The sequence below is a fragment of the Halomonas jincaotanensis genome (genome assembly GCF_018448785.1).
Lineage (GTDB): Bacteria > Pseudomonadota > Gammaproteobacteria > Pseudomonadales > Halomonadaceae > Halomonas > Halomonas jincaotanensis.
The window spans coordinates 102,504-121,970 of record NZ_JAHCLU010000012.1 but is presented as its reverse complement, the minus strand read 5'-3'; the positions used below and the strand labels follow the sequence as shown (position 1 = coordinate 121,970).

17 protein-coding genes are annotated in these 19,467 nt (G+C 60.2%); 1 reads left to right on the top strand and 16 read right to left on the bottom strand.

Annotated features, from left to right (window positions below; genetic code table 11):
- Nucleotides 1-61: 61 nt before the first annotated feature.
- The 12 genes from KG088_RS12085 to kdgD (KG088_RS12030) all read right to left on the bottom strand — a co-directional run bounded on the left by KG088_RS12085 (nt 62) and on the right by kdgD (KG088_RS12030) (nt 13,291).
- Nucleotides 62-925, bottom strand: a complete 864-nt coding sequence (locus KG088_RS12085; protein ID WP_319941428.1) for an amidohydrolase family protein — start codon at nt 923-925, stop codon at nt 62-64.
- Nucleotides 926-927: 2 nt separating this feature from the next.
- Nucleotides 928-2,064, bottom strand: coding sequence for a mandelate racemase/muconate lactonizing enzyme family protein (locus tag KG088_RS12080; protein WP_213825779.1), 1,137 nt, complete (start codon nt 2,062-2,064; stop codon nt 928-930).
- A gap of 23 nt (nt 2,065-2,087) precedes the next feature.
- Nucleotides 2,088-3,368, bottom strand: a complete 1,281-nt coding sequence (locus tag KG088_RS12075; protein ID WP_213825778.1) for a TRAP transporter large permease — start codon at nt 3,366-3,368, stop codon at nt 2,088-2,090.
- Nucleotides 3,369-3,370: 2 nt separating this feature from the next.
- Nucleotides 3,371-3,907, bottom strand: a complete 537-nt coding sequence (locus tag KG088_RS12070; RefSeq protein ID WP_213825777.1) for a TRAP transporter small permease — start codon at nt 3,905-3,907, stop codon at nt 3,371-3,373.
- Nucleotides 3,908-3,970: 63 nt separating this feature from the next.
- Nucleotides 3,971-4,909: a TRAP transporter substrate-binding protein gene (locus tag KG088_RS12065; RefSeq protein ID WP_406565604.1), complete on the bottom strand. Its 939-nt coding sequence runs from the start codon at nt 4,907-4,909 to the stop codon at nt 3,971-3,973.
- 99 nt (nt 4,910-5,008) lie between these two features.
- On the bottom strand, nt 5,009-5,923 hold the full coding sequence (gene kdgD, locus KG088_RS12060) for a 5-dehydro-4-deoxyglucarate dehydratase (protein WP_213825775.1): 915 nt from the start codon (nt 5,921-5,923) through the stop codon (nt 5,009-5,011).
- 315 nt (nt 5,924-6,238) lie between these two features.
- Nucleotides 6,239-7,564 carry an enolase C-terminal domain-like protein gene (locus tag KG088_RS12055; protein ID WP_213825774.1) on the bottom strand — a complete coding sequence of 442 codons (1,326 nt, stop codon included), beginning with the start codon at nt 7,562-7,564 and terminating at the stop codon, nt 6,239-6,241.
- 37 nt (nt 7,565-7,601) lie between these two features.
- Entirely contained in the window at nt 7,602-9,170 is a 1,569-nt protein-coding gene (garD, locus tag KG088_RS12050; protein WP_213825773.1) for a galactarate dehydratase, read from the bottom strand.
- Nucleotides 9,151-10,713, bottom strand: coding sequence for a tripartite tricarboxylate transporter permease (locus KG088_RS12045; protein ID WP_250148227.1), 1,563 nt, complete (start codon nt 10,711-10,713; stop codon nt 9,151-9,153). Before KG088_RS12045 ends, garD begins: the two co-directional genes overlap by 20 nt.
- A 17-nt stretch (nt 10,714-10,730) precedes the next feature.
- Nucleotides 10,731-11,174 carry a tripartite tricarboxylate transporter TctB family protein gene (locus tag KG088_RS12040; RefSeq protein WP_213825771.1) on the bottom strand — a complete coding sequence of 148 codons (444 nt, stop codon included), beginning with the start codon at nt 11,172-11,174 and terminating at the stop codon, nt 10,731-10,733.
- A 115-nt stretch (nt 11,175-11,289) separates the two neighbouring features.
- The gene (locus KG088_RS12035; protein WP_213825770.1) at nt 11,290-12,345 is read right to left on the bottom strand and encodes an ABC transporter substrate-binding protein; all 1,056 of its coding nucleotides are present in this window, start codon (nt 12,343-12,345) and stop codon (nt 11,290-11,292) included.
- Nucleotides 12,346-12,373: 28 nt separating this feature from the next.
- Nucleotides 12,374-13,291, bottom strand: a complete 918-nt coding sequence (gene kdgD, locus KG088_RS12030; RefSeq protein ID WP_213825769.1) for a 5-dehydro-4-deoxyglucarate dehydratase — start codon at nt 13,289-13,291, stop codon at nt 12,374-12,376.
- 320 nt (nt 13,292-13,611) lie between these two features.
- Here kdgD (KG088_RS12030) and KG088_RS12025 point away from each other — a divergent pair, with 320 nt between their 5' ends.
- Nucleotides 13,612-14,559 carry an AEC family transporter gene (locus tag KG088_RS12025; RefSeq protein WP_213825768.1) on the top strand — a complete coding sequence of 316 codons (948 nt, stop codon included), beginning with the start codon at nt 13,612-13,614 and terminating at the stop codon, nt 14,557-14,559.
- An 81-nt stretch (nt 14,560-14,640) separates the two neighbouring features.
- Here the strand turns inward: KG088_RS12025 and sixA are convergent, their stop codons facing one another.
- From sixA to KG088_RS12005, 4 genes are all read right to left on the bottom strand, one after another.
- Nucleotides 14,641-15,141 (bottom strand): phosphohistidine phosphatase SixA, encoded by a 501-nt coding sequence (gene sixA, locus KG088_RS12020; protein WP_213825767.1) that lies wholly within the window; start codon nt 15,139-15,141, stop codon nt 14,641-14,643.
- Nucleotides 15,134-16,201, bottom strand: coding sequence for an NAD(P)H-dependent glycerol-3-phosphate dehydrogenase (locus KG088_RS12015; RefSeq protein WP_213825766.1), 1,068 nt, complete (start codon nt 16,199-16,201; stop codon nt 15,134-15,136). The genes sixA and KG088_RS12015 overlap by 8 nt, the downstream gene beginning before the upstream one ends.
- Nucleotides 16,202-16,301: 100 nt before the next feature.
- Entirely contained in the window at nt 16,302-17,747 is a 1,446-nt protein-coding gene (locus KG088_RS12010; protein WP_213825765.1) for an NAD(P)(+) transhydrogenase (Re/Si-specific) subunit beta, read from the bottom strand.
- Between the two features lie 16 nt (nt 17,748-17,763).
- Nucleotides 17,764-19,335 (bottom strand): Re/Si-specific NAD(P)(+) transhydrogenase subunit alpha, encoded by a 1,572-nt coding sequence (locus KG088_RS12005; RefSeq protein ID WP_213825764.1) that lies wholly within the window; start codon nt 19,333-19,335, stop codon nt 17,764-17,766.
- Between the last annotated feature and the right edge of the window lie 132 nt (nt 19,336-19,467).

Below are 19,467 nucleotides of genomic sequence, written 5' to 3'. Positions count from 1 at the left end.
ATGTTCGAAACGCACGGCCATCGCCAAGACCGTGCGCCAGTCACAAAACAGCGCAGGACGACTAGAAGCCGTATAGTTTCGCCGGATTATCCACCAGGATCTGGCGGTGCAACGCTTCAGGCGCCCAGTGGAGTAACACGTCGAGCTGCTCGGTATCGTCGGGGTACTGCTCGCGCGGCACACCGACGTGCGGCCAGTTGGAACCCCAGATGATGCGCTCGGGCGCGTGGTCGATGACTCGTTTGGCGATCGCCCCGATATCCGCGTAGTCGGGACCGCCAGTCTGGCTGGCTTCATAGCCGGCGCAGATCTTGAACCAGGCATTGCCGCGATCGAGTAGCCGCAGGATCTCGTCGACCCGGGCATCGTCCGCCGGCACCGGTGGCATGAACTTGCCGATATGGTCGATGATGTACTCGCCTTCAATACGTCGCAGGTCGTCAAGATAGTCGTTCAGCTTGCAGCCGTTGAACTGCACCATCAGGTGCCAACCCAGCGGGCGGATTCGTTGCTCGACGGCGAGCATCTCATCGTTGGTGACCGCGCCACCCGGCAGATTCATGATCCGTGCCCCGCGCACGCCCTTTTCGTGCCACGCCTGCAGGTCGCCGGCCGGGGTCTCGGGCGTCACCGCGGCAACGCCACGCGCGTTATCGGTGCCCAACTGATCGAGCGCCGCGAGCAGTGCACTGTTGTCACGCTGATAAGCGTTGGGTTGGGTGACCACCACACGCTCCAGCGACAGCCAGCGCTGGAACTTGCGATAATCCGCGACCGTTGCCAGTTCGGGAATCTTCGGACCGCCAGGCTGGGCCTCGTAGCCGGGCAGGTACAGGTGAATATGGCAGTCGGTGGCCCCGGCCGGCGCCTTGAGCTTGGGTGCCGGGCCATCGAGCGGCCGAGTGTTGACAGGAATCTCTGACACGCTCATGTCTCCTTCAAAGCGAATTGGCGCAACGCGTCGCGGTTGATCTCGATACCCAGGCCAGGGCCGTCCGGGATGCGCACCACGCCTTGGTCATGCTCGATCGGCGTTTGCACGACGGCCTGACGGAACGGGTTCTCCGTGCGATCAAATTCAAGGATGGGCTCGATCGGGTTACGACGAGGTGGATTGGGCAGCATCGCGGCCATGAGTTGCAGGCTAGCGGCCAGGCACACGGCCGTGCCCCAGACATGCGGCACCAGGCGCACGCCGTGCGTGGCCGCCATGTCGGCCACTCGACGAATCTCGGTGAAGCCTCCTACCCCGCAGATGTCGGGTTGCAGAATATCCACGGCGCGGGTCGACAAGGGTTCGAGCATGGCATAACGGCCGTGCCAGGTTTCGCCTCCCGCCACGGGGATCGGTTGATCGGCGCGCACGGCACGATAGGCTGAAATATGCTCCGGCAGTACCGGTTCCTCGAACCAGTCGACGCCAAAATGCGCGGCACGCCTGCCCACCTCCACCGCCTCCAAATAATCGTAGCCATGGTTGGCGTCGATCATCAGGCGCACGTCAGGCCCGATGGATTCGCGCACCGCCTCGATGACACGCAGGTCCTCCTCGACATCGAAGCCGATCTTGATCTTTACGGCATGAAACCCCTGCTGCCGATAGCCCGCGACTTCACGCGAAATGTCCTCGACTCGGTCGACACCTTCACGCCGGAAGGAACCGGTGGCATAGGCACGCACACTGTCACGGAAGCGCCCGCCCAATAGCATGGAGATGGACGCCCCGAAATGCTTGCCCTTGATATCCCAGAGCGCAATATCGATGCCACTCAAGGCGGTAACGGTCAGGCCTCGCTGCCCTTGGTCACGCAGGCGGTTGTAAAGCTCAAGCCATATTTTTTCTGTTTGTAATGGATCCTGACCGATCAAAGCCGCCGCATAGGCTTCGACGACCGCAGCATTTAACTTCGCCGGCCCCAGGCACTCGCCCCAACCGATGGTGCCATCATCACAGACCACCTCGACCAGGCAGTGTTGGCGACGGGCAAAATGCATGGAAGCACTCTCGAAGGTCGTATCCAGCCTGTGGTCGAGGATATGGGTATGTACAGCTTCTACTTTCATTTACGTGAATCCATGAAAAAGTATCAATCGAACATGCCAGGTAGCGTCAGGGAGATCGCCGGGACATAGGTTACGAGCATCAAGGCGACAAGAAGAGCAAGATAGAATGGCCAGATGGTGCGCACCGCCTGCTCGATCTTGATCTTTCCTATCACGCAGCCTACGAAGAGACAGGCCCCCACGGGTGGCGTACAAAGACCCAGCCCCAGGTTCATCATCAGGATGATCCCGAACTGGATCGGGTCCATGCCGAACTCCATTGCCACGGGAAGAAAGATCGGCGTGCAGATCAATATCAGCGCCGCCATGTCCATGATCATTCCCAGCACCAGCAGAATGAGATTGAGCATCAGGAAGATGACGAGGGGTCGATCGGAAATCGCCATGAGGCCCGATGTCAGCATCTCCGGGACATTGTAGAGTGCGAGCAAGTAGGAGAATGCCGAGGCACAGCCCACGAGAATCATCACTAGGGAAGTCGTCTTGACGGACTGGAGTACGGCGACCTTGAAGGGTTCCCATTTCAGCTCACGATAGACAAGCCCAGTCACCACCACTGCATAGATGGCACCGAACGCCCCCGACTCGGTCACCGTCAGGATCCCCGAGAGGACCCCACCGACGATGATCACTGCGGTGAGGAGCCCTGGCAGGGCAACCGCCATGCTGATCACAAGGGCACGCCAGCCGGGAAAGGCTTCTCCCTTATAGCCGCGCTTCACTGCGACGACATAGGCCGCCACGGCCAGGGTCAGGCACATCAGGATGCCAGGTACGATACCCGCGATGAAAAGCTGGGTCACCGAGATGCCGCCACCCGCAGCTACCGCGTAGAGAATCATGTTGTGGCTGGGCGGTATCACTACCCCGGCAACCGAGGATGTCACCGTCACGTTGACGGCGTAATCTGCGTCGTAACCCTTTTCCTTCATGATAGGCACCAGAATGGACCCGAGTGCCGACGTGTCTGCCACTGCTGAACCCGAAATGCCCCCGAACAGCATGGAGGCAAAGATGTTTACCATGCCCAGACCGCCGCGGATCCTGCCGACCATCGCCGAGGCGAGTCGCACCAGGCGGGTGGAGATCCCGCCATGCAGCATCAGCTCGCCTGCGAAAATAAAGAAGGGAATCGCCAACAATGAAAAAACGGATATCCCGGAGAGAATACGCTGAAAGGCGACGAACAGAGGCAAGCCTTCATAGATAAAGGCGGCGATGGCGGCCAGACCCACGGCAAAGGCCACTGGCGCACCGACGATCAATCCCAGAAAGAAGATCCCGAAAAGTATGATCAGTCCCATAGTTAGTTCCTCTTCATTTCTTGGGCAAAAATTCGCTTGCAAATATTGGCGCCCGAGAAAAGAACCATGAGCACACCGCAGACCACAAGGGGTGCCGCTCGCCAGCTTTCAGACAGACCGATCATTGGGATGGCCCTCTCCAGATTCGTCATCACCAATCCCCATCCCTGTTGGGCCATGAAGCCTCCGAACATCAATACGAAGAGGTCAGCAAGGTGATGCATTGCGCGATTGATGGGAGCGGGGAGGCCTTCGCGTATGAAATCGATATTGAGATGAGTGTTGTAGCGCACGCCGGCTGCAGCCCCAAGGCAGGTGATATAGACGATCATTACCAAGGCTGCCTGTTCCACCCATGTCGGCGTGTCGTTTAGTACATACCGGCCGAAGACCAGCCAACCAAAAATGATGATGAGGGCGACGAGAAGGATGCCTCCCGTCCAGAGACAGAAAGCGGCAATACTATCCAGGAGTCGATCTACGCTGCTTTCTGGTGGGGAGTCCCTGCCCTCTTCCGACGTTTCGGGGGAGGTAGTCACGTGGTCATTCCTTGTGATCTCCCGGCAGAGGTCATTTGCCGGGAGAGTGGTATTGATAAAATGTTACTCGGTGGTCCGGATATCGTCGATCAGCGATTCCAGCTCGGGGTTTTCAGCAATGAACTCCGCATAGACGGGCTGCATCAACTCCTGGAAAGCGGCCTTATCTTCCACTTCATTGATCTCGACCCCTGCATCCAGGACCTTCTGGCGGCTTTCCTGCGAGCTCTTTACCCAAAGCTCACGCTGCATTTGAGAAGCTTTCACGGCTTCCTCTTCGATGATGGTCTGATCTTCATCTGAAAGGGCTTCCCAGCTTGCCTTTGCAATACATAGGCACTCGGGAATAATAAGATGCTCAGTCAGGGAATAGTAACCGACAGCTTCATAGTGGTTACTCGACTCGAATGATGGATAGTTGTTCTCGGCTCCATCCAGTACGCCGGTTGTCAGACTCTGATAAACTTCTCCATAAGCCATCGGCGTGGCATTGCCTCCCAATGCCTCGATCATGTTTACGTAAAGATCGTTATTCATGACCCGAATCTTGAGTCCCTGGACGTCCTCGGGTGTATGAATCGGACGCTCGGTGTTGTAGAGACTCCTTGCACCAGAGTCAAACCATGACAAGGCGATCAGATTCTTTTCGGCCAATGCCTCGGCGAAACGGTCGCCGATTTCTCCATCCATGACGGTGTGCATGTGGTCGACACTGTCGAAGATAAAGGGCAGGGAAAGCACGTTGGTTTCGTTGACGATGGGTCCCATGGGTCCCATGTTGAAGTTGGCGAAATCCAGTGCACCGCTGCGTGTCTGCTCAATGGCATCGGGTTGATCACCCAGTACCGCATTGTTGTAGACCTGAGCGGTGACTCGGCCCTCCGTCTTTTCTCCTACCGCTTCTGCGAAGGCTTCCAAGGCAACGGTATTTGGATAACCTGGTGGGTGAATATTCCACCCTCTCCAATCTTCTGCTTGAACTGGGGCGGCAAACAGCATCATCGAAGCTACGATGGTGGTAGCGGGGAGTAGTGCACCTGCTCTGATTGTCTTTGTTTGCATTTCAGTAAACCTTTCTTTGATGAAACTGGCGAAGTTTGATTACTGCTTGACACTGCCAATCAGCTTTTCGAGCTGCTGGCGCTCCTCGGAAGTCGGCATGCTCAGCGGCGCCCGGACACTTCCCGCCGGGCGACCGATGAGCTCGGCGCCCGCCTTGATCAGGCTGACCGCATAGCCGGCCTTCCGATCCCTGAGGTCCACGAAGGGAATGAAGAAGTCGTTGGTGATCTGCTTGACGGCTTCACTGTTGCCCTTGCGCAGTTCCTTGTAGAACGTCACGGCCATGTCCGGAACGAAGTTGAACACGGCCGATGAGTACGTATTGACGCCGATGGACAGATACGCCTCGGCGAAGATTTCGGCGGTGGGGACGCCCCCGATATAGACCAGACGATCCCCGACCGTCTTGACGATCTTGTTCAGCGCCTGGATGTCACCCTTGCCGTCCTTGAGCGCGATGAAATTGGCGCAGCTGTCGGCCAGTGCCTGGACGGAGGCGGCAGTCAAAATGCCGTTGCCGCGGTTGTAGTAAACGACATTGAGCGAGGTGGCATCGCAGATCTGCCGGGCATACTCGACCAGGCCATCCTGGGGACACTCGGTCAGGTAGGGCGGCATCAGCAGGATCCCGTCGGCGCCCGCCTCTTCCGCCGCCTTGGCGAAGGCCTTGCCGCTGCCGACGCTCAAGCCGGCACTGGCAATCACCGGCAACTTGCCGTCCACCACTTCGACCGCCAGGGTGACGATCTCACGGAACTCCTCGAGGGTCAGGTTGAAGAACTCGCCCGTCCCGCCGGCGACAAAGACGGCCGAAATGTCGTGGCTGATAAACCACGTCAGGCGCTGGCGATAGCTGTCGGGATCGAAGTTGCCCTGCTCGTCGAAGTCGGTGATGGGAAAGGAGAGCAATCCATCCCCCAGGGCGCGTGTCACCTCGTCTACTGAAAATTTCACCCGGTCGTCCTCTTTTGCGCGTCAATGTGGCTTCTTCTTAACTACAGCAGAAGATTTGGTTTCTGTTGCGGAGTCTCATGGATGGATAACTAAATGCTACGTCTTTTTGTCATACATCATACAACCTTCAAGGTAGTGTTGGTCTTGTGGTTCCGCAAGCGACTTCACGATAATCGTGACCAAAGTTGAATGCTCATCTTTATCTTCCTTACTGACCAAGCATGATAGTGACGCACTGGGGAGAACCCGAAGGAGGCAAGCCCCAGTGCTGTTACACAATAGGATCGCTCATGTCACTGAATACGCCTGAAAGCTCTAACGAACGAGGGCTGGCCGCTTCGGATCGAAAGACCACCCCGGTATCAGAAACTGCATCGCCATGGCGTCGTCGCGCTGACCGACATCCAGCTGACGGTAGAGTTGATGCGCCTCCATCAACTTGTCCTCGTCCAGCGTGATCCCCAGACCAGGCGTCTTCGGGACCGTCAACTTGCCATCGCGGATTGTCAGCGGTTCCTGGGTGATGCGTTGCCCGTCTTGCCAGATCCAGTGCGTATCGATGGCCGTGATCTCGCCGGGACACGCCGCTGCCACATGCGTCATCATCGCCAGCGAGATGTCGAAATGGTTGTTGCTGTGCGAGCCCCAGGTCATGCCCCACTCGTTGCAAAGCTCCCCTACCGCGACTGCCCCCTGCATGGTCCAGAAGTGACAGTCGGCCAGGGGAATGTCCACGGCGTTAAGCTGAACCGCCAGCTTGAGCTGCTTGTAGTCGGTGGCGATCATGTTGGTGGCCGTAGGAAGGCCGGTGCGCTTCTTGAATTCGGCCATGGTCTCGCGGCCCGAGAATCCGCCCTCCTGACCACAGGGATCCTCGGCGTAGCTCAATAGCCCCTTGATCGGCTCCAACACCCGCACCGCCTCCTCGAGGCTCCAGGCGCCATTGGGGTCCAGCGTCAGACGCGCCTCGGGGAAGGCCTCGTGCAAGGCACGAATGCAGTCGGCCTCTTCCTCGCCAGGCAGCACGCCACCCTTGAGCTTGAAGTCCTTGAAGCCGTAGCGATCAAAGGCGGCCTTGGCCAGGTTGGCCACGGCATCCGGCGTCATCGCCTCGCGGTAGCGTACCTCGTCCCAGGCATCGACCGGGTCGGTCGTCTTCGGATACGGCAGATCGGTCTTGTCCGGGTCGCCGAGCAGGAACAGGTAGCCAAGCGCTTCGACCTCATCGCGCTGGCGGCCGTACTGCCCCAGGAGATCGGCCACGGGCATCCCGAGCGCCTGGCCGAAGAGGTCAAACAGCGCCGATTCGATGGCGGTGACGACGTGCACGGCCACGCGCAGATCGAAGGTCTGGCGCCCCCGTTCTTCGGGCCCGTTACGCGAGAGCACCTGACGGGCCTGGCTCAGAACCTTTTTCATCTCGTTGACCTGAGCGCCCTCGATCAGCGAACGGCACTGCTCGAGACCCTTGAGAATACCGTCACTGGACGGGATCTCGCCTACGCCCTTGTTGCCAGCGCTATCCTCCAATACCACGACACATCGAACAAACCAGGGCGCATGGCCGCCGCTGAGGTTCAGCAGAAAGCCGTCGTAGCCCGCGACGGGCACGATATTCATCTTGGTGATCTTGGGAAACATGGGTCTTGCCTCGCAAAAAATGTTGTGATGTCGAGCATCAGGTGACCGGCGCCGGGTTGAACAGCACCAGATCGTTGTAGAGACCGAGACGCTCGGCGGCGACGCGCTGCCGGCCGCTGGCGACCTCCAGGATCAGGTGAAAGAGCTCCCAGCCGACGTCCTCGATACTGGCTTCGCCGGTGGCAATGCGTCCCGCATCGAGATCGATCAGGTCGAACCAGCGCCGTCCCAGCGTCGAATTGCTGGAGACCTTGATGACCGGCGCCATGGACAGGTTGTAGGGCGTACCGCGACCGGTGGTGAAGACCTGCAGGTTCATGCCGGCGGCGAGTTGCAGGGTGCCGCAGATGAAGTCGCTGGCCGGGGTAGCGGCGAAAGTCAGGCCTCGCCGACGCAGTCGCTCACCGGGACCGATGACGTCAACGATGGGTGAGTTACCCGACTTGATCACCGAGCCCAGCGCCTTCTCGACCACGTTGCTGAGGCCGCCCTTCTTGTTGCCGGGCGAGGGGTTGGCGCTGCGGTCCGCCTGGCCCTGGGCCAGGTAGTCGTCGTACCAGGCCATCTGATCGACCAGCGCCTGGCCCACCTCGCGGTCGACCGCCCTCGGCGTCAACAGGTGAATGGCATCACGCACCTCGGTGACCTCGGAGAACATCACGCTGCCCCCGGCTCGCACGATCAAGTCGGTGGCGAAGCCCACGGCAGGGTTGGCGGTCACGCCGGAGAAGGCGTCGCTGCCACCGCATTGCATCCCGACCGCCAGATCGGACACCGGACAGGTCTCGCGACGGCGCCGATCGAGACGCTCCAGGTGACGCTCGGCCATGGCCAGAATGCCCTCGACCATTTCGCCGAAGCCGTGGAAGGATTCATCCTGAAGGCTCAACACGTTGGCGTCCGGATTCGCCGCTTCGGTGTTCTCGTAGATCTTGACCGGCTTGTCATCGATCAGGGTGGAGGGCTGCAATTTCTCGCAACCTAGCCCGATCACCATCACCTCGTTACCGAAGTTGGGATTAAGGGCGATGTTCCTGAGGGTACGGATCGGTACCACGGCGGCCGGCGCATTGATCGCCACGCCGCAGCCATAGGAATGATTGAGGCCTACCACGTCGTCGACGTTTGGGAAGCGCGGCAGCATCTCATGCTTGATCCGCTGCACCACGTAATCGACGGTACCGGCCACGCACTGCACGCTGGTCGTGATACCGAGCACGTTCTTGGTGCCGACACTGCCATCCGGGTTGCGAAAACCCTCGAAGGTATACCCCTCAAGTGCTTCTACTGCGGGTGGCTCGCGGGTGGCCAGGGGCAATTCACCGAGCGCCGGGGCGGTGGGCAGGCGCACGTTGGTCTCGTTGACGTGACCGCCACGGCAGATGGCCGACACCGCCGTGCCGATGACCTCGCCGTAGCGAATTATCCGATCGCCCTCGGCTAGCGCTACCAGCGCTACCTTATGGCCCTGGGGAATGGCCATCGTAGTGGTGACGCCGCCCTCGATGGCAGTGCCTTCGGTAAGGCCACCGCGCTCGACCACGATGGCGACATTATCGTTCGGGTGCACCCGAATCACCCGGGCATTAGCGGCTATTTGTGTCATGACGTTTTCCAGAATCAGTTTGCGTGCTGCCAGAGATCTGGGTCAGCTCCATCTTCTCCCTGGCGCGAGATTTGAACCCCATGACAATCGAGAAGATCACCGAGGCCAGGATCAGCAGCCACAGCACCACCGCGATGGGGCTCTTGGTGAAGAAGATGGAAAAAGTTCCGAATGACTCGAGGCTCTTGACGAAGTAGATCTCTGCCTGACTTCCCAGGATGAAGCCGATGATCAGCGGGGCGACCTCCAGGCCGACCTTCTGGACCAGATAGCCCAGGATGCCGAAGATCAACAGGGTCCAGACGTCGAACATGATGCCGTAATTGATGGCATAGGCTCCCACCACGCACATCATCACGATGATCGGGTAGAGGATATGCTTGGGCACCATCACCACCTTGGCAATGTGCTTGATGGCATAGAACATCAGAAAGAACATCACGATGTTGGCGAATACCAGCGCCGTCATCATGACGTACCAGGTCTCGGGATTTTCCGGGATGAACAGCGGCCCCACCTGGATGCCCTGGAGGGTAAAGGCACCGATCAGCACCGCAGTGGTGGAGTCACCGGGAATGCCGAGGGAGAGCAGTGGAATCAGGGCGCCACCGGTCAGCGCATTGTTGGCCGACTCCGAGGCGATCAGACCCTGAGGCGCCCCCTTGCCCATCTCACTCGAGTCCCGCGCCAGGTTCTTCTCCTGGGTATAGGCCAGCACTGAAGCGGCACTGCCGCCAACCCCAGGCAGCATGCCAACGAAGGTACCGATGAAGGACGAACGCATCAGGTTGGTCATGCGCCCCTTGAAGATCGAAAGCGAGAAGTGGCTCCCCTTGCCGATCTTGATACGCTCGTTGGCCGTGTCGCTCTTCACTCCTTTCTCGGCTTCGAGCAGGATGGTGGAGATACCGAAGATGCCGATCAGCACCGGTAGCAGCGAGAACCCTTCGAAAAGATAGGGCTCCATGAAGTCGAACATCAACCGGGTCTTGCCGTTACCGCCATCGGAGATGCTGTAGTCGCCGATCAGGCTCAGCCAGATGCCGATGACCCCGCTAAAGATGCCGATCAACATGCTGCTCGACAGTGAGGCAATGACACTCAATGCCAGCAGGATGATCAGGAACTTCTCCACGTAGGAGAACTTGATCGAGAAGTCGGCCAGCATGGGAGCGAACAGGAAGAGCACAGCGGCGCTGACAAGCCCGCCGACCACCGACGCGATGACGCACACTTTCAGCGCCTTCTCCCCTTCTCCCTTGCGGGCCATAGGGTAGCCATCGAAAGTGGTGGTAATCGAGGACGGCGTACCGGGAATATTCAGCAGTACCGCCGGCACCATCCCACCGGAGATTCCACCCACGTAGAGGCCGAGCAGCAGTGCCAGGCCGTGGTGCAGACCCAGGGCATAGGTCAGCGGCAGGCAGACCGCCACCGCCATGGTGGCGGTCATGCCGGGAATGGCGCCGAAAATGATGCCGACTAGGGCCCCGAATCCGGCAAGAAGAAAGAAAGTGATGTCGAGAAGTGACAGGAATTCCATGGTGGCGCTCGCTTCGGTCACGGCAGGGTGATAGTGAACAGCTTGGCCAGCACGTACCAGGCCAGACTAGGGGCGACGACGGCATTGATCACTACGATGGTCACGCTCTTCTTCGTCCATTCGTGCATGTACATCAGCGACATCAGGAAAACGAATGCCATCGAGACGAACAGGAAGCCGTAGCCCGTGTAGGGGAAGATGTCGCCCACCACCGTCATCAGGTAGAAATAGGCTACGATCAGGGCCAAGGTGCCGAAAAAACGCAGGCCATCCATGCGCTCTCCCACGATGGGCAGAGTGCGCTCTCCTCGTGTCACCGCGGCCAAGAAGGGAAGCACCCTGGTGACCAGGATGACGGCGAAAAGTCCCGCCAGAGTCCAGTGGATGATCCTCGGGAAGAACAGGTGGGATGTCTCGAAATCTATCGAGACGCTGAGCAGACTTGAGAGACCTGATTCCATAGTGGCTCCGGGAATGAGCAGGAGGGCATCCTGCCCGGCATTGTTTCTATAGCGATTCACGCCATACGGCAGGGAGGGAACATCGGCGACAATGACGCCGCCGATGCCGGATCACTTACTGGATGTTTTCGATGATCTCTTCGTAGCGAGACATCTTCTCTTGCAGATACTCGGAAGCCTCATCGGAAGGCTTGAAGTTGGGGATGAAGAAGGAGTTCTTCTGGACTTCCTGGATCTCGCCTTCGGCATAGATCTCGGTGAGGGCCTCGTCGATCTGGTCCACGATGGCCGGGTCCATATCCTTGTTGTAAAGGAAGAAGAATTCCTTGTCGAAGGTGAACGTCTCGTCGTCTCCCATGGTGACGTGTACGTTGGGCTCCACGTACTCCAGGAGCTGTTCGCGGGTGGTCTGGCCCAGGCCCTCTTCCGGTGCCTGTTCGATGGTATCCTGACGCGCCGTCAGCCACACAAAGCGCATGGCCTTCTGATCGTCCTCCGGCAGGCGAGTGTACTGCTCGTTGGCCTGCACGGTGCCGTTGATCAGGTCCGCCTGGCCATCGAAGAGCTGCTGGTTCTTGTCCGACTGGGAGCCAGTGTTCACGGCGACCAGGTTGTCTTCCTGCCCCGGGTGCTCGATGGAGATGGCGTTCTTCAGGGCACTGAAGCCGATCTCGGAGACACCACCCGGCTGGATGGCGACGCGCACCTCTTCCCCGTTCCCCACGGCCTCAATGATGTCATTCAGCGTCTCGTACGGAGAGTTCTTGGGGACCAGGTAGGCATTGCCCGGATTAATGGCAACGGTCGGCCCGACGGTATACTTCTCGAAGATATTGTCGTAGCCCTCCACGCCATACAGGTAGCCCAGGTAGGACTGATCGTGGAAGATCATCAGGGTATTGCCGCGAGAGTCCCGGTCCAGGGTGCGGAACGCCGAACTTGCGCCGACGGCATCGACCTTCATGTTGAGATCGAGCTGCTCAGCTAGCTTGTCCACCACGATGGTGGAGTTCTGGTAGGTGTCACCCCCGGTCGACGTGGAGCCGATGACGACCCGGATGTTGCCACGCAGCGGGCCATCCTGAGCCATGGCGACGCCGGCGCCGAAGGTCATGGATGCCATGACGACGGCGGAGCTCAGTCCTGCCAGGGTCTTCTTGGATACAGTCATTCTTTCACCTCATTAACGCGTTGTCGTTTTAACGTTGCTTGGCGATACCAATCAGCTTTTCGAGCTGCTGGCGCTCCTCGGAAGTCGGCATGCTCAGCGGTGCACGAACACTGCCCGCCGGGCGACCGATGATCTCGGCCCCGGACTTGATCAGGCTGACCGCATAGCCGGCCTTCCGATCCCTGAGATCCACGAAGGGAATGAAGAAGTCGTTGGTGATCTGCTTGACGGCTTCACTGTTGCCCTTGCGCAGTTCCTTGTAGAACGTCACGGCCATGTCCGGCACGAAGTTGAACACGGCCGATGAGTACGTATTGACGCCGATGGAGAGATACGCCTCGGCGAAGATTTCGGCGGTGGGGACGCCCCCGATATAGACCAGACGATCCCCGACCGTCTTGACGATCTTGTTCAGCGCCTGGATGTCACCCTTGCCGTCCTTGAGCGCGATGAGATTGGCGCAGCTGTCGGCCAGTGCCTGGACTGAGGCGGCAGTCAAAATGCCGTTGCCACGATTGTAGTAAACGACATTGATCGAGGTGGCATCGCAGATCTGCCGGGCATACTCGACCAGGCCATCCTGAGGGCACTCCGTCAGGTAGGGCGGCATCAGCAGGATCCCGTCGGCGCCCGCCTCTTCGGCGGCCTTGGCGAAGGCCTTGCCGCTGCCGACGCTCAAGCCGGCACTGGCAATGACCGGCAACTTGCCGTCCACCACTTCGACCGCCAGGGTGACGATCTCACGGTATTCCTCGAGCGTCAGGTTGAAGAACTCGCCCGTCCCGCCGGCGACAAAGACGGCCGAAATGTCATGGCTGATAAACCACGACAGGCGCTGGCGGTAGCTGTCGGGATCGAAGTTGCCCTGTTCGTCGAAGTCGGTGATGGGAAAGGAGAGCAATCCATCCCCCAGGGCGCGTGTCACCTCGTCTACTGAAAATTTCACCCGGTCATCCTCTTTTGCGCGTCAATTTGGCCTGCTTTAGCGACAGCATAGGGATTACGCTGTATCGCCCTGTCTCGGAGATGGACAACAACCGAGCGCGACTTGCTGTCATACATCATACAACTCGAAAGATAATGATAAGGCTATGGCCCCGCAAGTAACTTCGCGATGATCGCGACTAAAGTTGAATGCGTGAGCCGGGATGCATATGCTGGATTGCAGGTCGTCGCTCCTGGACCTCGATAGCGATATCCTGACGCCAAACGAAGACGAGCCTCACCCATGCCCAACGCCTACCTCTTGATGCGACCCACCAGCGAATGAGCCCTCTCGAGATCTTTCTCGGCACACTGGAGATCACTCTCCCGGTGTTCGCCATGGTGTTTATCGGCCTGGTGCTCAAACGCGTCGGCTGGATCGACCAGGGCTTCGTTGCCACCGCCTCGGCGCTGGTGTTCAAGGCCACCATGCCGACTCTGATCTTCCTGAGCCTAATCAAGGCCGACATCGAGACGGCCTTCCATCCATGGCTGATGGTCTATTTTGCGCTGGCGACCCTGGCAAGCTTTCTGATCAGTTGGGCCTGGGCCCTGTGGCGGGTGAGCCATGCCGAGCGTGGCGTCTACGTACAGGGAGCGTTTCGCGGTAACTGCGGTATCGTCGGGCTTGCGCTGGCGGCAAGCATGTACGGCGACTATGGACTCTCGGCCGGTGGGTTGCTGCTGGGAGTGGTGATTCTGAGTTATAACGTCCTGTCGGTGATTGTGCTCGCCGCGTATCGGCCGGGCAAGGAGGCCAACTGGCACAGCATCGTCAAGCATGTCGCGCGCAATCCCTTGATACTGGCCGTACTAACGGCGCTGCCCTTCGCAATGCTGGAGATAGGCCTGCCTGGCTGGCTGATGACCTCGGGTGAATATTTCGCGTCGTTGACCCTGCCATTGGCGCTTATCTGCATTGGCGCAACGCTCTCGGTGAATGCCCTGCGTCAATCCTACGGCCCTGCCGTAGGCGCCAGCCTGCTGAAGATGGTGACCCTGCCCATTCTTGCGACCGGCGGTGCCTGGCTGGTGGGATTTTCGGGGCGTGAGCTGGGGCTGCTGTTTCTCTTCTTTGCCAGCCCGACGGCGGCGGCCAGCTTCGTCATGGTCAAGGCGATGGGCGGCAATGCCAAGCTGGCGGCCAATATCATCGCCATCAGCACGTTGATGGCAAGTCTGTCCGTCACCGCGGGCATTTTCGCCTTGAAGCTGCTCGGGCTGATATAGCCCGTCAATTTGCGCTATCGGCTTCCATCACCACCTCGAGCCCGCCACCCCCGCTAAATATCGGGCCGGCAGGAGGGCTCCTTAATCGGCAATATCAGCGGGGGCAGTGAATCGAGCGAGGCGAGCACAGCCGGCGGCAGGAATGTCGGTGGTCAGTTCAGCGATGGCCCCCGTGGGGAAGGTCGGGCCGCCGTCGGCTCGCCCATCTACCAACAAGCCGGTGAGCGCGCCGACCAGCGGCATGTGGCTGACGATCAGCACCGGGCGCTCGTCACCCTGCTCGAGCAACCAATCCAGCACGGTGTCAGGGGGATCATCGGGGGTGATGATCTCGAGCGTCTCGATATCGCGCTGCGGTCGCGCGATAGCCAGCCCTTCAGCGACCAGTTCGGCAGTCTGATGAGCCCGCGCGTAGGGGCTGGCCACCAGGCGTAACCGGGCCAGGTCGAGATCGTCCCGTCCCGATAGCCAGGCCGCGATATGCCTAACCTCTTGGCATCCCTCTCGTGTCAGCTCTCGCGCCGTATCCGGCTGGCCCGGCGCTGCCTGACCGTGACGCATGATCAATAGTCGCTCAGTCATTACGCGCTCCCGCGTCGCGGCGGTCCTGTTTGACGTCCTCCCGTGGCAGCACGAATTCCACATCGCTGCTCTGCTCGCCACGCATCAGCAGGCGCGCCATCTCGCGCGCCGGCACGCCGTTGAAAAGCACCTGGTAAAGCCCCTCGGCGAGTGGCATGTAAACCCCGTCCTCGTGCGCCTTTTCGCGTACCAGGCGTACCGTGTTGACACCTTCGGCCACCTGGCCGAGCGACGCCACGGCCTCATCCAGAGTCTTGCCCTCGCCCAGTGCAAAGCCAACGCGATAATTGCGCGACAGGTTCGAGGAACAGGTCACGATCAAGTCGCCGACCCCCGCCAGTCCCAGGAAGGTCATGGGGTTGGCACCACGCGCGACGGCGAATCGCCCCATCTCGGCCAGCGCACGGGTCATCAGCATGCTGCGGGTATTTTCGCCCATGCCGAGTGCGGCGGCCATGCCGGCGGCTATCGCGTAGAGATTCTTGAGCGCACCACCAAGTTCTACCCCGAAGCGGTCGTTGCTGGCATACACACGGAAGTAGTCACAGCCCAGTGCCGTCTGGACGCGAGTGCGGGTCTCGGGGTCATCGCTGGCGATCACCGTGGCGGTGAGCTGCTTCTGGGCCACCTCGGAGGCCAGGTTGGGACCGGAAATGACACCGATATGCACAAAGCCGGTTTCCTCCTCGAGGATCTGGCTCATCAGCTTGAAGCCATCTTCCTGGATGCCCTTGGTGGTACTGACGAGTATCTGCTCGGCGTTGAGCCAGGGTCGTGCCTGGCGTACTACCTCACGAAAAGCCTGGGAAGGAATGGCAACCAGCACCAGCTCGGCCCCCTCCAGCACCACGGCCATCTCGGTGGAAGCGGTCACGGCGGGATTGATGGCGTAATCGGGCAGATACCGGCCATTACGATGTTCGCGGTTGATTTGCGCGGCCAGGTCGGGATCGCGCAGCCACTGGCATACCCGAGCCCCGTTGTCGGCAGCGATGCTGGCAAGTGCCGTGCCGAAGCTGCCGCCGCCGAGCACTGCCACCCGCATGGTAACGTCGGACATGTTCACACCGAATATAGTGATGATGATTGAAAGGAAGACGATACAGGTAGTGTAACGAAAAACGCCCCCAGCGAGGGGGCGTCAAGAGGCAAGGCTTCCGTCAGTCGATCAGGTGCAACAGCGAATCGATGCTCGCTCTGGCGTCCCCATAGAACATCCGCGTGTTCTCCTTGTAGAACAGCGGGTTCTCGATGCCGGAGTAGCCGGTTCCCTGGCCACGCTTGCTCACGAAGACCTGCTTGGCCTCCCATACCTTGAGGACGGGCATGCCGGCGATGGGGCTGTTGGGGTCTTCCTCGGCAGCCGGATTGACGATGTCGTTAGAGCCGATGACGATCACCACGTCGGTGTCGGGGAAGTCATCGTTGATTTCGTCCATTTCCAGCACGATGTCATAGGGCACCTTGGCCTCGGCCAGCAGCACGTTCATGTGGCCCGGGAGGCGCCCGGCCACCGGGTGGATGCCAAAACGAACGTTCTTGCCGGCACTGCGCAACTTGCGGACCAGTTCGCTGACCGCATTCTGTGCCTGCGCCACCGCCATGCCGTAGCCCGGCACGATGATCACGCTGTCAGCATCATTGAGGGCGCTGGCCACACCACCGGCGTCGATAGCGACCTGCTCGCCTTCCATGGCGGCCGATTCGCCGGAACTCGCGCTACCGAAACCCCCCAGGATGACACTGATGAAGTTGCGGTTCATCGCCTTGCACATGATGTAGGAGAGGATCGCACCCGAAGACCCCACCAGGGCACCGGTCACGATCAACAGGTCATTGGAGAGCGTGAAGCCGACGGCCGCCGCCGCCCAGCCCGAATAGCTGTTGAGCATCGACACCACCACCGGCATGTCGGCGCCGCCGATGCCCATGATCAGGTGATAGCCGATGAAGAAAGAGAGTGCCGCCAGTAACAGCAGCGTCCAGAACCCCGCCCCTGCCATGTAGGCAATGGCCAGCAGCAGGCAAAGCACAGCGGCGCCCGCGTTGAGCATATGCCCACCCGGGAGTTGCTTGGCCTTGCCATCGACCTTGCCGGCGAGCTTACCGAAGGCGATCACCGAGCCGGTAAAGGTTACCGCACCGATGAAAATGGCGAATACCACTTCCCCCTGCAGGAATGTCAACTCATCCGGCGCCTTGGTGGCGACCAGGGCGGCAAAGGCCGAGAACTCTTCCATCGAGGCATCGACGGCCCGCGCTGCCATGACGCGCCGACGCTCGAGGTCGGCGCTCCAGGCCACGAACACCGCCGCCAGGCCGACGAAGCTGTGTAGCGCCGCCACCAGCTGTGGCATCTCGGTCATGGCCACCCGCTTGGCCACGTACCAGCCGACCGCGGAGCCGATGATCATCATCGGGATCATCCACCAGTAGCCGCCGATGCCCGGCCCGAAGGCGGTAAAGAAGACCGCCACCGCCATACCCACGATGCCGTACCAGACGGCCCGCTTGGCCTTTTCCTGATTACTCAGCCCCCCCAGTGAGAGGATGAACAGTACGCTCGCCGCGATTGCCGCGGCAGATACGAATCCTTGACCCAACATATCGTTTCTCCGCCGCTCAGGATTTCTGGAACATGGCCAGCATCCGGCGTGTCACCAGGAAGCCACCCACGATATTGATGGACGCGATCAGCACCGAGATCGCTGCGAGTATCCCCACCACGACGCTACCGGAGCCGATCTGCAGGATCGCGCCGAGAATGATGATGCCCGAGATCGCATTGGTGACCGCCATCAGCGGTGTATGCAGCGAGTGACTCACACCCCAGATGACCTGGAAACCGACGAAACAGGCCAGCACGAAGACGATGAAATGCTGCATAAAAGACGCCGGCGCCACTTGGCCGAGCAGCAACATCACAACGCCACCCACTCCCAGAAGGGTCGCCTGGCGCTTGGTCTGGGCCTTGAAGGTGGCGAGCTCGGCGGCCTTCTTCTCTTCGGGCGTCGGCTCCTTGACCTTCTCCTTGGGCTTGGCGGCGGCGATTGCCTTGACCTTGGGCGGCGGCGGCGGGAAGGTGATCTCGCCCTGATGGGTCACCGTAGCACCGCGAATCACGTCGTCTTCCATGTCATGAACCACCACCCCGTCCTTCTCGGGCGTGAGATCGGTGAGCATGTGACGCACGTTGGTGGCGTAGAGCAGCGAGGACTGGGTGGCCATGCGCGACGGGAAATCGGTGTAGCCGACGATGGTCACGCCATTGTCGGAGACTACCTTCTCGTCGGGCTGGGTCAGGTCGCAGTTGCCGCCCTTCTCGGCCGCCAGGTCGATGACCACCGAGCCCGGTTTCATGGCCTTGACCATGTCCTCGAGCCACAGCTTGGGGGCTGGCCGACCTGGGATCAGCGCGGTGGTGATGACGATATCGACCTCCGGCGCCTGCTCGCGGAAGCATTCGAGCTGCTTCTCACGAAATTCCGGCGAGGAAGGCGCGGCATAACCCCCGCTTTCCGAGCCGTCCTGAGAGTCCTCGAAATCGAGAAACAGGAATTCGGCACCCATCGATTCGATCTGCTCGGCCACTTCAGGACGCACGTCGAAGGCGCGCACCACGGCCCCCAGGCTCGCGGCGGTGCCAATGGCGGAAAGCCCTGCCACCCCGGCACCGACGATCAGCACCTTGGCTGGCGGCACCTTGCCGGCCGCCGTCACCTGGCCGGTAAAGAAGCGTCCGAAGTTGTTGCCCGCCTCGATCACTGCGCGATAGCCCGCGATGTTGGCCATCGAGGACAACGCGTCCATCTTCTGCGCCCGCGAGATGCGCGGCACCATGTCCATGGCGATGACGGTGGCGCCCTGGGCCTTGCACTTGTCGAGCAACGCCTCGTTCTGGGCCGGCCAGAAGAAGGAAATCAGCGTCTGGCCCTGACGCAGGCGCTCGGCCTCCGCGTCGGAAGGCTCACGGACCTTGATGACGATGTCCGCCTCGGTCCAGAGTGCCTCGGCATTGTCGACGACCGTGACGCCGGCCTCGCGGTAGGCCTCGTCATCGAAACCGGCCGCGATACCGGCACCGGTCTCGACCAGGGACTCGTGTCCCAGCTTTTGAATCTGCTTTGCGCTCTCCGGGGTCAGCGCGACACGCGCCTCCCCCCGAGCACTCTCTTTGGGTGCTCCGATCTTCACGTTCGATCCCCCTGTAGCAGGCCTTGATCGTTATTGAATGATTCCCGTGTGCCACTCTTACCGTAGCTGACACCCTCGCACAAGCCGAGGAACCGCGCATCGAGCTGACAAGCTTTCAACGTAGACTCCAGT